The sequence below is a fragment of the Neobacillus sp. PS2-9 genome (assembly GCF_030915525.1).
In the GTDB taxonomy this organism is placed as follows: domain Bacteria; phylum Bacillota; class Bacilli; order Bacillales; family Cytobacillaceae; genus Neobacillus.
Genome location: NZ_CP133269.1, coordinates 4,560,947 through 4,575,509, shown reverse-complemented (window position 1 = coordinate 4,575,509; position 14,563 = coordinate 4,560,947). Strand labels below are relative to the sequence as shown.

General features: G+C 40.6%; 12 protein-coding genes and 1 pseudogene. 9 read left to right on the top strand and 4 right to left on the bottom strand.

All coding sequences use genetic code 11. The annotated features are described in order from the left end of the window. Positions 1-89 precede the first annotated feature (89 nt). From RCG25_RS22915 to RCG25_RS22895, 5 genes are all read left to right on the top strand, one after another. Positions 90-1,190 carry a DUF1835 domain-containing protein gene (locus RCG25_RS22915; protein ID WP_308081128.1) on the top strand — a complete coding sequence of 367 codons (1,101 nt, stop codon included), beginning with the start codon at positions 90-92 and terminating at the stop codon, positions 1,188-1,190. A 31-nt stretch (positions 1,191-1,221) separates the two neighbouring features. Further along, positions 1,222-2,058, top strand: coding sequence for an alpha/beta hydrolase (locus RCG25_RS22910; RefSeq protein WP_308081127.1), 837 nt, complete (start codon positions 1,222-1,224; stop codon positions 2,056-2,058). Between the two features lie 97 nt (positions 2,059-2,155). Continuing rightward, the gene (locus RCG25_RS22905; protein ID WP_308081126.1) at positions 2,156-2,401 is read left to right on the top strand and encodes a DUF2164 domain-containing protein; all 246 of its coding nucleotides are present in this window, start codon (positions 2,156-2,158) and stop codon (positions 2,399-2,401) included. A gap of 516 nt (positions 2,402-2,917) precedes the next feature. Next, the gene (locus tag RCG25_RS22900; protein WP_308081125.1) at positions 2,918-3,469 is read left to right on the top strand and encodes an RNA polymerase sigma factor; all 552 of its coding nucleotides are present in this window, start codon (positions 2,918-2,920) and stop codon (positions 3,467-3,469) included. Then, positions 3,469-4,497: a DUF4179 domain-containing protein gene (locus tag RCG25_RS22895; RefSeq protein WP_308081124.1), complete on the top strand. Its 1,029-nt coding sequence runs from the start codon at positions 3,469-3,471 to the stop codon at positions 4,495-4,497. The genes RCG25_RS22900 and RCG25_RS22895 overlap by 1 nt, the downstream gene beginning before the upstream one ends. A 54-nt stretch (positions 4,498-4,551) precedes the next feature. On the opposite strand, the gene RCG25_RS22890 is transcribed toward RCG25_RS22895, so the two are convergent. Both RCG25_RS22890 and RCG25_RS22885 read right to left on the bottom strand, forming a co-directional pair. Continuing rightward, positions 4,552-5,061: an NUDIX hydrolase gene (locus RCG25_RS22890; protein ID WP_308081123.1), complete on the bottom strand. Its 510-nt coding sequence runs from the start codon at positions 5,059-5,061 to the stop codon at positions 4,552-4,554. Between the two features lie 279 nt (positions 5,062-5,340). Beyond that, positions 5,341-5,667 (bottom strand): hypothetical protein, encoded by a 327-nt coding sequence (locus tag RCG25_RS22885; RefSeq protein ID WP_308081122.1) that lies wholly within the window; start codon positions 5,665-5,667, stop codon positions 5,341-5,343. A 220-nt stretch (positions 5,668-5,887) separates the two neighbouring features. Here RCG25_RS22885 and RCG25_RS22880 point away from each other — a divergent pair, with 220 nt between their 5' ends. The 3 genes from RCG25_RS22880 (at position 5,888) to RCG25_RS22870 (ending at position 10,434) form a co-directional block, all read left to right on the top strand. Beyond that, positions 5,888-6,457: a sigma-70 family RNA polymerase sigma factor gene (locus tag RCG25_RS22880; protein WP_308081121.1), complete on the top strand. Its 570-nt coding sequence runs from the start codon at positions 5,888-5,890 to the stop codon at positions 6,455-6,457. Next, positions 6,441-7,133 (top strand): hypothetical protein, encoded by a 693-nt coding sequence (locus RCG25_RS22875; protein WP_308081120.1) that lies wholly within the window; start codon positions 6,441-6,443, stop codon positions 7,131-7,133. The genes RCG25_RS22880 and RCG25_RS22875 overlap by 17 nt, the downstream gene beginning before the upstream one ends. A gap of 115 nt (positions 7,134-7,248) precedes the next feature. Next, complete coding sequence (locus RCG25_RS22870) at positions 7,249-10,434, top strand: DEAD/DEAH box helicase (RefSeq protein WP_308081119.1); 3,186 nt, start codon at positions 7,249-7,251, stop codon at positions 10,432-10,434. Between the two features lie 224 nt (positions 10,435-10,658). Here the strand turns inward: RCG25_RS22870 and RCG25_RS22865 are convergent, their stop codons facing one another. Further along, positions 10,659-11,315 carry a FusB/FusC family EF-G-binding protein gene (locus tag RCG25_RS22865; RefSeq protein ID WP_308081118.1) on the bottom strand — a complete coding sequence of 219 codons (657 nt, stop codon included), beginning with the start codon at positions 11,313-11,315 and terminating at the stop codon, positions 10,659-10,661. Positions 11,316-11,425: 110 nt separating this feature from the next. Beyond that, a complete protein-coding gene (locus tag RCG25_RS22860; RefSeq protein ID WP_308081117.1) occupies positions 11,426-11,698 on the bottom strand; it encodes a CD3324 family protein in 273 nt (90 codons plus the stop codon). Positions 11,699-12,107: 409 nt separating this feature from the next. Here RCG25_RS22860 and RCG25_RS22855 point away from each other — a divergent pair. After that, positions 12,108-14,018, top strand: a pseudogene (locus RCG25_RS22855) (bifunctional 2',3'-cyclic-nucleotide 2'-phosphodiesterase/3'-nucleotidase); the annotation flags it as partial. Positions 14,019-14,563: the final 545 nt, after the last annotated feature.

The following is a 14,563-nucleotide window of genomic DNA, read 5'->3' as shown; positions in this document are numbered from 1 at the left end:
GTAAAAATGTTTTGTTTTTTAAAGACAGTAACATAGAATGAAAGAAAAAGGAATTATTTAGTGTGCTGAAAAACAAGGGGTGGATTGCGATGAAAGCGAGAAATACCTTTCCATACATCTATTTTTTCGAAGAGCCGAATGTTGTGTATGTTTATAAAATTCAAGGAGATGACTATATAACTACTGCGGAGTTGTCTCACCAAGGAGAATGGGAAACATACGAAATTACAGATAGTTTTGAGGGATTTAATCATGAAGAAAATAGTCCTCTTGAAGGTCGGGGATATTTTATAAGCCAAAGTCACGTTAACTTCATGGTAGGAAAAATAAATGAACTCATTCGTAAACAAAGAAAAGGTGCCTATTCCCTTGAGAAAGATGGCCCGGTACATCTGGTTTCTTCCGCATCCACTGCGGGGGCTTTAAAGGTGGGGCTAGAGCGGCCAAAAACGGTGATACCATTTCAAGATTATTTTTCAATCGGACCGGTATGGAAGCTGGATAAAAAGAGTGGACAAGCTTATCGCCATGAATGGATGAATGACAATATTAACTTAGAACAGGATGAGTATGAACTAGAAAATAATTTTACTAAGGCGCTGCTAGAAATAGAGGATATACCCGAGGGTGTTCCTATTTACATTTGGACAGCCAACAATGGAAACGAACAAACAGGCCTCCGTTTTTTCCTTCATTTAATGAGAAACAAAACCAATCAGGTCTTTGTTCTAAATACAACAGAACTTTTTGAACAATGGATGGGCGCCAAAGATGAGAGGTTATATTCGAGTATACTAAACCCAAATGTGTTAAGATTCTTATTTGAAAAGACTCAAGCCGCCAACCCATTAATTCGGGAGGAACGGATGATTTTAAAGAAAGAATGGGAAATACTTGTGCAAACAAAAGAAGTACTTCGTCTATGGAAAAATGGGAAGGTAACTAGCGTGCCAGATGACTACTTTGATGCACTCATCATAGAAGTAATTAATGAATTACATAAAAAGCAAAAAAAGAAAGATTTTATTCGTACGGGGAGAGTAATAGGTGAAGCACTTCACCGGATGGAAGAAATCGTGGGTGACTTTTATTTAGAATATAGAATTAGACATCTAATCTATAATGGAGTTCTTGAAATAAAAGGGGTACCAAGATCCATGAGGCATTATAGCGTGAAATTACCAGATTGAGTGAAAATAGAGGTCAAAGGCGGGAGCGCGGATGAAAAAAGAGGGGAAATTTAAAGGTGCCAACGGAGCGGAATTATTTTATCAAGTTCTGTATCCAAAGGTTGCAGCTCCAAAAGCGGCTGTTATTTTAGTACATGGTCATGGGGATCATAGTGGCGGTTTGCAAAACCTTAGTAACAGCCTAGCGAGTCAGGATTATTTAGTGTATGGATTTGATTTGCGTGGACATGGGAAAAGTACGGGTAAAAGGGGATATATTAAAGAGTGGGCGGAATATAGGAATGATTTACATGAATTTCGAAAGCTGGTAGCCCCTGAGATGCCTGCCCTGCCACTATTCATTGTGGGGCATAGCATTGGTGGAGTGATTGTCCTTGATTATACATTGGATTATGGTGAAGGACTGGCAGGAATGGTTGCCATTTCTCCAGCTATTTCGTATGAGGTTACGCCTTCAGAGAGAATTCTTATAACGTTAATGGGGAAACTTAAACCGGATTATAGTATCGTCAAGACGGGTAACCCGCAAATATTAACGAAGGATCCTGAGGAACTTGATAGACTAGCCGCGGATGAGTTACGCCATGATGTGGTCACACCTGGGTTGGGGCGTGGTCTAATGCGAACAGTGGCTCGGTTAGCGAATGAGGCAAAATCTATTAAACTGCCTATTTTATTACAGTTTGGACTGGAAGATGAGCTAACGCCTCCTGAGAAGCTTCACCATTTCTTTGATACCGTTTCTTCTCCAAACAAACAGAAATATGAATACCCTCATATGAGGCACCGGCCGTTTGATGATTTAGAGCGGGAACATTTTTTTGAGGATATGATTCATTGGTTAGATAAGCAGGTTGAAAATCTATAACGAGTGGTTGACACAAACTTTTGTAAAAATATAGCCTATAATTTTCATATTTTCACAGGTATAGTGACAGTATTGAAACTGTAAGGAGTGGGCTAAGATGTTTTTTAAACTAACAAAAGAGCAGCAACAGGTAATGATCTCTGACATTCAATCTTTCTTTTCTGATGAGAGGGACGAAGAACTTTCTGAATTTGCAGCAGAAAGAGTGTTAGATTTTGTGAAGGAGACACTTGCGCCACATTTTTATAATGCGGCAGTTTTTGATGTGAAACGTGTGGTAGAGGAGCGATATGCGTCTCTTGAGGATGAGATTTTAACACTGGAGAGACCATTAAAGAGATAATATTGTTTATCTAAGCAGGGCGTGTAGCTCTGCTTTTTATTTTTATAGGTGATTTTCAATAGATTGGAAGGTGATTTCCATCTTTTGTAGAATTCCCTCTTGAATTTGTAGAATAAGTTGAAATTTTGTAGAATTCGCTCTCGACTTTGTAGAATAACTCTGGGAATCAGTCATTTTGAGGTGAAATTGGGAATTGATTTCCAAACTTTGTAGAATCCAACCCCGATTTTGTAGAATAAATTAAAATTTTGTAGAATTCCTCCCCAATTTTGTAGAATTTTCTCTCAATATATTAAATTTCCTTCTACATCTTACTCTAAAATAAAAAAACTGTCCTCTATTACTCTCTATTTGTGGGAGAACTACTTTTTTCCAAAACGAATAGATGAAGTCTACCCTTGATATGGATACCCATTGGCACTTTTTTATATATTTTTTCAAAAAGATGCAACCTAAATGGCGTCACGGTCGCCTAAAAGGTAATAACAATGAAATAAAGAAGGAGGTGCTTCTATCATGGATCAGAAAAAGCTGATCGATCGGATCCAAAATGGAGAGGACTCAGCGTTTGCTGAACTCATTCATCCGTTGATTGAAAAAGGATATCGTACCAGTTATTCGATTCTGCGCTCGAAGGAACAGGCGGAAGAAGTCGTACAAAACGCAATGATTGAAGCCTACCGAAACATTATGAGCGGGAAGGAAATCACTTATTTTACCACATGGTTTTACAAGCTGGTCTCACACCGGTCGATTGATGTTTTGAGGAAGAATGGAAGATTGAGAGAAGCTTCGCTTGAAATAGAATACCTGAGGGATGAGCAGGGTGTGGTGGATAGCGTGATAAAAGAGGAAACGGAAAATGAGATTAAAAAGGGCATATCGTCTCTAGAGAACAGGGATTACCGAAATGTTCTTCTTCTTTATTATTATCAAGAACTTACCATTCAGGAAGTGTCTGATCTACTTGGAATCAATAGTTCCACAGTAAAATCCCAACTGCGAAGGGCACGGAACGCCTTGAAAAAAAGATTACTAGAAAATCAGATGATAGGGGTGAATTCATAATGATGGATGAGTTATTGAAGAAAGAAATTGAGGAAGATATGGAAAAAATTCAGGTTCCTTCTTCCCTTTATGATTTTGCTAAGAATATCAAGGAGGAATCGAAGGTGACAAACGTTCAAGAAATCCCAGTTGTGAAAAAAAGGCGCAATAGGAAATTCCATTTTGCTGCAGCAGCAGTCGTGGGTCTAGGTATCTTGACAGGTTCTGCCTTCCTAAATCCATCGATAGCGGAAATGGCTTCGAAGATTCCGTATTTGGGGCAGGTGTTCCAAACAAAACCGGCTTACGAGCTCATCCATGATGCTTTGGAGAAGGAGGGATATAAGAATCTATCTCTTGGCATGACCCCGGGTGAAAAGGTATTGTTTGAGATTCGGTTGGAAGGTTCCGAAAAGGATGCGGATCGGGAAAGGGGAAAAATCACAGGGATTGTTGAGGATATTCTGAAAAGTAAAGGATACGATTCGTACGAAATAAATGTGACTTCGTTTATTCCAGGAGTTGTAAAAGAGACGGAAGAAGAGAAACAAATGACGCAGCTTGGATCGAAGATTGAAGAAGGGCTGAGAGCTTCTGGTTATGACATTATCAGTGTAAATCCGTATAACCCGAAAATTGAAGTGAGTATTCCTTTGACAGAGAAGCGTGTTGATGAAATCCAGAAGGCCACGATTGAACTTGCAAAAGTGAATGGTTCAGATAAAGAGGTTCAAATGGATGTGGTAGATGTAGAGAACAACAAGCGTGAGGGTATGTGGATGGAATATTTGAGAAGCATCCACGAAGGGCTTGCCTTGAAGAAGGAGTACAAAGTCTCTGGATATGCTTATTCGTATAAGCCTGAAAAGGTAAAGATTGTAATTAAAACTAGTATGACTGCTTCGGATGAAGGGGCGAAAGAGACGGTTGGGAAAATTCGTTACGAGATAAAGGCGTTTCTCGACAGTGAAGACGTGAAGGCAAAGGTAGGAAAACAGCCGTATGTGGTCATTGTCCGCGATAAGAGTGGGAAGGATTTTCCGTACTAGGGTGTAAATTTTTCTGTTATACAGTAGAACCCCCTTCCAACTGAAGGGGGCTGTTTAGTCTCTTAGAGAAAGTCTAGTTAACCACTCTTTATCCCACTGAAAATACAATTCAGCATTCCCTGCTTGTGAAAATAAATGCTTTGGGTAAGGCAGGGCCAGTTCAGGCATATCGTCTGGGTGAAAATAGCGGAGTTCAGCTGTTTCGTTATCGATTGGATTTAGCTCCCCACTCTGAATCTCACATTCAAACATAAAGATGTTATATTCGACCTGATGACCGTTAGGATATTGATAACGGTATTCTTTTCCGCCAAAAACGCCTAGTAGTTTTCTCGGGACAACAAGTAATCCTGTCTCTTCCCATACTTCACGGACTACCGCTTCAGCTGGTGCTTCTCCAAGCTCAATGGCCCCTGCAGGAAGACTCCATTTTTCGCCATTCCCTTTATTCTGTAACAGAATTTCTCCAACCGTATTCCGAACGATTCCGGCAATACTTGGCATAAAAATTAACTCATTCCCTACTTTTTCACGTAGTTTTTGATAATACTCAGACATCCCCATAAACCGAACCACCTTGCAAAATTATGATATCGTCTTATATTCTTTATGGATAAGAAAGAAACCTGCATGAAAAAACTAATCAAACGTTTGATTAAATTCATTTTGTGTTTCAAAATAAGCCTTATGACAGTAATGATGGCTTATCTGACAGTAATTTGGGTATATCCGCCAGTAAAACATGATCATACGACAGTAAAACATAATCAAGCGACAGTAAATCATGTTCACACGACAGTATCACGTTCCACTCTTCAAGAAATAAGTCATCTGCAGTTACTCCTAGTCTATTTTTCTTAGAATATAGCAGGTGCCATCTTCAGTAAAATATAAATATTCACCCTGGTCGATATTAAAATCTACTTTCTTTTTGTCATAAATCAATTGGGCGACTTTTTCATATTGTTCCATAAGTTCGTGGGGAGGATTAAAAATAATAGCCTGACTATTATTTGTGGTAACAAAGCCTTTGGGGTTATATTTTCTCTCAGGTTTCAATTCAGCTTTCCACTGGCCATCCAGAAGTAAGGAACTCGCTATAGTCTTAGTCTTTCGGTTTTGAATCGACCAAACCTTTCTGCAATTACACCGATGTATTTTGTACTTCATTGGCAGATACCTACTTTCATAGTTCATTAGATAAAATAAGGGTCATAGGCATTTTATTCAATGATTGAAAGAATTATTTATGGACAACCAACAGAATCGCCCCATTCACACGGTAACCTAAAACTTATAAATTTTGGCTTTTTTGAAAAAAATTGAATAAAAACGCGGCAAATGTTCGTCTAAATAATCAGGACAGTAAGTATAGAAACGGGGGGACCCAATGAAGATAAATAAACCGAAGCAGCCCGCTCCTATTGATGTATCGAGCATTAATAACGAAGCCATGCTGGAGGAACTAGTGGAAACATTGGGAAGCAAGATCCTAAAGCTTGCGTTTACATATGTTAAGGATCAAAAAATAGCAGAGGACCTCACACAGGAAGCATTTTTAAAGTGCTTTAAAAACTGGGATCATTTTCGAGGAGAATCCTCATTAAAAACATGGGTGTATTCCATAACCATCAACCTTTGTAAGGATTATTTGAAGAGCTGGTCCTTTAGGAACTTGCTTTATTTAGATTTTGCTCCTAAGCAAACAACGGTGAAGGACAGTGTGTTAGATCAAGTTTTAGAAAGATCGCAAAAAAAGGAATTAGCTGCAGCTGTGCTCAATTTGCCAGTTAAGTACAGGGAAGTTATCATTCTCTTTTATTATGAAAATTATCGGGTAGATGAAATCTCCTCTCTATTACAATTAAATGAAAACACAATCCGGACACGCTTAAGAAGGGCAAAAGAGCTTTTACAAAAGAAGGTTCGAACAGAAGCGAGGGATGAAGATGGAAGATGAGCTTCGTTCATTAAAGGAATGTCTCGATGATACCTATTTTAACGATCTAGAGCTTTCCAAGAGCATAAAAAAGAAAATAATTAAGGAATCTAAAAAATCTTCCCGAGCATCTCAACACATCCAAAGATTTAAATATGCAGTTAGTTTGGTCCTAGCGGTGGGCTGCCTTTTACTTCTTGTACAAAGTTTTGTTCAAGTACCAAAAAACAAGCAAGCCAGCATTTCGACTGTTAGGCAACAGCAGGTAGCATTAATCCATTTTCAAAATGATATTATCAAGCTCGTTAGTAAACAGAAGCAATCTGAAACGGCCTTTATAACAGCGATAGCGGAAGGAAAATCCAAAGAAGAAATTGAACCGAATCGGGTGGAAAGTATGAAGCAAGGGGAGGAGATTGTTGCAGGTCTTAAAAGTATGGTAATCCCTTCGGAGCTTTCTCCCTATCAAGAAATCATTAGAAAAAGCCTGCAGGAGTTAGAAACAGGGTATGAACTGAAGAATGCATATTTTAAAGACTTGACCCATGATACCTACCAAGGATTTTCGGTGGATTATGAGTATGTGGATAAATTATTTCAGTTTGACCAGATGATGATACCCGTATACAAAGCAGTAGAATTTAGACCAGTAACCTATGTTGGTTATTTTAACTTAAGAGATTACAGAGAAGAGTAGTGATAAGGGGACAGTCCCCCGGCGCTTTAGCGCAGCGGGGGACTGTCCCCTTATCTTGTTTGTTTGTGTTACAATCGTACTATTGAATCTGAACCTCATGAGGAGGGGAAAGCACGTGAATATACCTTTAAATCATAAACTCATCAAGGAAATGTGTGGCACTGTCTCCTTCAAACGAGGGGATTATTTTTATCGTACGGACAAAGTGACCTTTGAGGTCTATGAACCTGAACGTTGCCAAGCGACGGTAATGGCTGATGAAGCTTTTCATGTGGTAATTGAAACGGGGACGGACGGGAAGCTAAAGACGGAATGCAGTTGCCCAAAGCTTGCGTCTTTTAATAAGGATTGCCAGCATATTGCCGCTGTTTTATTGGCGATTTCCGAGCATCAGCGTCAAGGAACGAACCCGAATATAAATAGCACAAACGGTCTAACAGAAGGCTTATTCACCCTTTTCTCAGATCGACCTGTGCGCTCAAGTGGTCACCAGAACCATTTTGAAACGAGAGAGGTTGTTGAGGTGGAGTTTACCTGCCTGCCAGTCGATCTTGGTGGTGGGCAATACCTCTTTGGAATCGAATTGGGGGTCGAGTTGACTAGCGTTATGGATATTCGTGCCTTTCTAGAACAAGTAGGAACAGGCAGATCAGCCTCCCTTTCTCATCACTTTACGTATGACCCTAGTCAGCATTGTTTTTCAAAAGAATCCGATGCCGTCATTCAGCAACTCATACAAGTACATCGTGATGAAAAGATTTATACGAACAGGGTGCCTGACACCAGCGAGAAACGAATATTACCAATCCCTTCTTCGTCTTGGGAACAGTTGCTGCCGTTACTTTTAAAGGTACCTCAGGTAAAGCTTGTGCATGGCGGGCAGACCTTTGAAGGACTTCATGTAACGCATGAATTGCCGCCATTGCAGTTTCAGTTTACAGAAACAAATGCAAATGGATTTCAATTATATGTTAAAGGCTTTGAGCAGGTACTTGTCTTAGATGCCTATCATTCCGTTTTATATGAAGGGAAAATCAAACAGTTAGAAATGCAAGACTGCAAGCGTCTCTCCGAGCTAAAACAAATGCTTGGTACCACAGGAATGGAGCAAATTCCTATTCCGCAAGGCAAGATTTCGTTTTTCCTTGAAAAGGTAGCCCCAGGCCTAAAAAAGCTAGGACAAGTGACAATCGCTGAGTCGATTAGGAAGCAGGTCATGAGTACCCCATTGGTGGCTAAACTCTACTTGGACCGAGTAAGTAATCGCCTTCTTGCAGGCCTTGAGTTTCATTATGATCATATGATGATTAACCCATTGGAAAAGAGAGAGCTGCCAGCTGACAACCTGATCGTAAGAGAGGTAGAGATGGAAGAAGAGATTCTGCAGCTCATGAGAGATAGTGAATTCGCTACGACGGATGGGGGTTACTTTTTGCATAATGAGGAGCTGGAGTATGAGTTTCTTGTTCATATGCTTCCAAAACTTCAAAAGCTGGTTCGAATTTATGCAACGACAGCTGTTAGAAATCGGATTTTCAGAGGGGCAACCCATCCGCAAATAAGGGTGAAGGTCAAAAAAGAACGGACGAACTGGCTGGAATTCAAATTTGAAATGGACGGTGTATCCGAACATCAAATTCGCGAGGTGTTAGCCGCGCTGGAGGAAAAACGGAAATATTACCGTTTGCCGAATGGATCTCTTTTTTCATTAGAATCAAGAGAAATGAATGAGATCCAACGATTTATTCAGTCCCCTCAAATGAAGGATAAAGACTTGGCTGCAGGATTGGAGTTACCGGTCGAGCAGAGTCTTCAGCTTCTTGATGTGGTGGAGGTTAGTGATGCGTTTAAGCTGGAAAAATCCTTCCGCCAGTTCCTTGACCACCTCATGAACCCGGGACAGCTTGAGTTTGAAGTACCAACCAGTTTAGCGCACATTTTGAAAGAGTATCAAAAGCTTGGATATAAATGGATGAAAACACTGGCGCACTATGGCTTCGGTGGGATTTTAGCAGATGATATGGGACTTGGAAAAACCATTCAAAGTTTGGCGTATATTGTGTCCGAGCTGCCTGAGATTCGTAAGAGCAAGGAACCTGTTCTGATTGTCTGTCCTGCATCCTTAACCTATAACTGGTTGAGCGAGATCCGAAAATTTGCTCCCAAGTTAATGGCGATTGTCATTGATGGTGATAAAACGGAAAGGGCAAAACGGCTAAAAAAAGTGACGGAAGTGGATGTGATGATCATCTCCTACCCGTTATTGCGCCGTGAGATTAGCTGGTTAGAGAAACAGACTTTTCACGCCTTATTTTTTGATGAGGCTCAGGCCTTTAAAAATCCATTAACACAAACAGCCCGAGCAGCTAAGAAGCTGATGTCACGTCATCGCTTTGCACTAACAGGTACTCCGGTTGAAAACTCACTTGAAGAGCTGTGGTCCATTTTCCATGTGGTTTTTCCAGAACTGTTCCTAGGATTAAAGGAATATAGTAAGCTTTCTAGAAAAATGATCGCCCGAAGAATCCGGCCATTTCTCTTGAGGCGCTTGAAGGAGGATGTTCTTGCAGAGCTTCCTGAAAAAATGGAGTCGCGGGAATCTGTGGAGTTGTATCCTGAACAAAAGAGGCTGTATGCTGCTTATCTAGCGAAATTAAGGCACGATACGTTGAAGCATCTCGATAGGGACACGATTAGGAAAAATCGTATTAAAATATTGGCCGGTTTAACTCGACTTCGACAGCTATGTTGTCATCCTGGACTGTTTGTAGATGGCTATAAAGGTGGGGCGGCAAAGCTGGATCAGCTGATGCGGATTGTGGACGAGTCCAAGTTGTCTGGTAGAAGGGTGCTCATCTTTTCGCAGTTTACCAAAATGCTTGATCTGATTGGCAGAAGGTTGCAAGCGAAGGGAATGCCGTTCTTTTATCTGGACGGTCAAACGCCGCCGGAGGAACGTGTAGAAATCTGCGACCGATTTAATCAGGGGGAGCGGGATTTATTTTTGATTTCCTTGAAGGCTGGAGGGACAGGCCTTAACCTTATGAGTGCCGATACGGTGATTCTATATGACACATGGTGGAATCCTGCTGTCGAGGAGCAAGCGGCGGACCGTGCCCATCGGATGGGCCAGAAAAATGTCGTCCAGGTTATTAAACTCGTGGCACGAGGCACCATCGAGGAAAAAATGAACGAGCTGCAGGATAAGAAAAGAGACTTAATTGATGAAGTGATTGATTCGGATGAAAAAGTGATGGCCACGCTTACGGAAGAGGACATTAGGGAGATCTTGATGATATAAAATATGGGTAACTGTCGGATAGGTACCGATAACTGTCGGATAACAGGGGTTTTCTGTCGGATAGGTGAAGATAACTGTCGGATAAGAGGGATTTACTGTCGTATAAGTTGGTTACTGTCAGATAAGTGAAGTTTACTGTCGTATGAGCAAACTGCACCGCCCGCAGGCACCCCCATATCAATCAGCCCCACAAAAAAGAACCTTGCCCCCAAGGTTCTTTTTTTCTAAGCATGTTTCCTAAGCGACTCTTCTAAAAACGAAGTTAAATAGTCAACGCTTGTAATTTTCTTATTACATTCAATGCTGTCCAGGCAGATATAGTTCCCAATAGCTTTGTAGTAGTCGGGATTATTAGACTTTTTAGCTTTAGTGATGGTGGAAATAAAGGCCACTTTCCCAAAGCGATTACAGAACGAGCAGATATTGTCCTTATTTAAAATCGAGTATTTACATTCAATCCCCAGTAATTTCTCATCGTGCTCATAGATAATAAACTTTTTGTTGGTGCTGATATCCGTCCAGCTAAGGTAGGTAATTTTCTCGAAATCGATTGCCGATAAATTGGGTACCTTTAATTTCTTCGCTTTTGGAAACATCTTTTTGACTTGCTGCTCGGTCAGATTCGGAAATGGGATTAAATAGTTTGCTAGCTCTTTAACGTATTGGTCAAATTCAGCATCCGTTTTCAAGCTCGAAAGATCCAGTCTTTCTAATTGTTCCGTTGTAGCTAGTGGAACAAATTCAAGAATTTGAGCATTTGCCAGTTCCCTGACTGCCTTAATAACACTTGGGTCAGAGTTCTTCCTGTAACTATCCTTGATCAAAGTTACTTGACGTTTAATAAAATTATATTGGTTATTCTTTATGAATTTTTCTTTCATTGTTTGTCACCTCATTCAACTTTATTTTATAAAAAATATTTCATAAATAAAATGTAGAAGATGAATTAGAAACAAACTATACATACGAAAAACACTGATGGAGCAAGCCATCAGTGTTTTTTATTGGAATAAACTATTTTTTTAATCGTTTCAACGGATAAGAAATACTCATCCGCTAACTGATCAATGCTTTTTCCATTGGTAAAAGCATGTTTAATTGAGGCATTCCGTTCATCAATGGACTTTCTTGCCCCAGAACAACTTCCCCATTTCCGGTAGCTTTTCTCCGGTTTGGGTATATAAAGGGTTTCCCCTTGAACGTATTTTTGAATTTCTGCAATCAGCTTTTCAGGTAAAATGTTGCTTGCGTTTACATATTTCAACGGTGCCAGCCCCTTATTTGTTTTAGAGAAATAAGGTGCAAAGCCGTATATTAAAAAGTTACCTGGGCGATTTGTTAAATAAATGTTCGCCCCATGCAAAGTATCGCCTTTCCAATACTTGGCTTTGCATGAGTTGTTGGAGTCCCTGGTAATCTATAGTGATTTCCCAAGACTCATCACCTCCTAAAACATATAAGGTTTTGCTCCCTACCTTATTTTGGTAAGGGAATACATATTATTATAAATGAATTTTAACCTATGTGACTAGGTTGAATTCTTACCAGAGCAAATTTTTGTGATAGTTACCATTATAATCGAGTCCCTTACAGCAAATACTATCCTCGTTTGTATGATTTTTGCAAGGGAGGCTTCTTGATTGGTTAAAACAATTAACATCTTTCTAGTTTCAATGCTTGTCATCATTGGACAGTTGCTGCCAAATCGTGCTTTTGCGCAAAAGCCAGACAGTACTGTTCAGCTGCGCTTGCTTGGAACGACCGATCTTCATGTTTTTTTAGCTAATTATGATTATTATCAGACAAAGCAAGACGACAAAGTAGGTTTGGTGAAAACCGCTACTCTCATCAAACAGGCACGAAATGAAGTGAAGAATTCGATGCTGTTTGATAATGGGGACGAGATTCAAGGAAATCCCTTAGGCGATTATGTGGCAAAAGTAAAAGGGTTAAAGAAGGGGGAGGTGCATCCAGTTTATCGGTTGTTTAACCTTTTAGGCTACGATGCTACAACAGTAGGCAACCATGAATTTAATTATGGTTTGGACTACCTCAATGAAACCCTGAACGATGCTAAAATGTCGCTTGTAAACGCCAATGTGGTGAAGGCAGGCACGAATGAACCCTATTTTGAACCATACGTTATTATTAATAAAACGCTTGTAGATGAAAAAGGGAAAAAGCAAACAATAAAGGTAGGGGTAATTGGATTTGTTCCACCACAGATTATGGAATGGGATAAAGCTAATTTAGAAGGAAAAGTCGAGGTAAAATCCATTGTGGAAACTGCGAAGAAATATGTTCCGATGATGAAAAAGAAGGGTGCAGACGTTATTGTCGCTCTTGCTCATACGGGAATAAGCGGTGAGCCATATCAGGCAGGCATGGAGAACGCAGCTTACTATTTAACCGACATCAAGGACATTGATGTGATTTTTACCGGACATCAGCATAATGTTTTCCCCGGACCTCTGTATAAGGATCTTCAGAATGTGAATTTGGAAAAAGGAACGATCAATAGGAAGCCGGTTGTGATGCCTGGGGCTTTCGGCAGTCATCTTGGGGTGATTGACCTCCAACTGGAAAAGAGTCGGGGCAAGTGGAACGTGGTTGACAGTAAAGCTAGTGTGAGGCCGATTGTGGATGCAACGGGTAAATCGATTGTTGAAACAGACGAGGAGTTAATGAAGGCAATTTTACCTGAACACGAGGGCACGATTAAGTATGTGAATCAGCCTGTTGGAGAAACAACCGCTCCGATTTATAGTTATTTTGCACTGGTCCAGGATGATCCTTCTGTACAAATCGTGAATAATGCACAAACAGAATATTTGACAGAAAAACTAAAAGATCCAGCGTATAGTAAGTATGCGGGTATACCTGTTCTTTCTGCGGCAGCGCCGTTTAAAGCAGGCGGACGTAACGGCCCGCAATATTACACAGATATTCCTGCGGGTACATTGGCCATAAAAAATGTCGCTGATTTGTATTTGTATCCGAATACGCTTCAAGCGAAATTAGTAACTGGCTCTCAGCTCAAAGAATGGTTGGAAATGAGTGCAGGTCAATTTAACCAGATTGACCCTTCAAAGACCGGTGAGCAGCCATTGATTAATCCGAATTTCCAATCCTTCAATTTTAATGTAATTGATGGTGTGCAGTATCAAATTGATGTGACCAAGCCGGCTAAATATGACCCTAATGGGAATGTCGTTAATCCGGGTATAGGCCGAGTGGTTAATCTAGCCTATCTAGGGAAGCCTGTTGCAGCAGACCAGAAGTTTATTGTTGCAACGAATAACTACCGGGCATCCAGCGCGACCTTCCCTGGAGCCAGTCAGGGGGAGATTGTGTTAAAAGCGCCTGATGAAAATCGTCAAATTATCACGAACTATATTCAAGAAAAGAAAACCATAAATCCAACGGCAGACCAAAACTGGTCCTTTGCTAAGTTCAAAGGTACAGTGGTTCCGGTGTTTGATTCTTCACCAAATGCACAAAAATACCTTGGCCAGTTCCCGACGATTAAGTATATCGGACCATCGGCTGGTGGATTTGCGATGTATTCTATAGATTTAACTGAATAAGTGGGGTCTGTTGGCCTCGTAAGGAAAGCTGTCCCAAGAAGATTGGGCAGCTTTTTTTGTTTGGGGTTCGATGAAGGACAAAATACAAGGAGGAGGGCCAGTTTTTGTCCTTCATAGCTTGGATGAAGGACAAAAAGCAAGAGGCAGTGCTAGTTTTTGTCCTTCATAGCTTGGATGAAGGACAAAAAGCAAGAGGCAGTGCTAGTTTTTGTCCTTCATAGCTTGGATGAAGGACAAAAAGCAAGAGGCAGTGCTAGTTTTTGTCCTTCATAGCTTGGATGAAGGACAAAAAGCAAGAAGGAGGGCTAGGATTTGTCCTTCATAGCTTGGATGAAGGACAAAAAGCAAGAGGCAGTGCCAGGTTTTGTCCTTCATAGCTTGGATGAAGGACAAAAAGCAAGAAGGAGGGCTAGGTTTTGTCCTTCATAGCTTGGATGAAGGACAAAAGGCAAGGAGGAGAGCCAGGATTTGTCCTTCATAGCTTGGATGAAGGACAAAAAGCAAGAGGCAGTGCTAGGATTTGTCCTTCATAGCTTGGATGA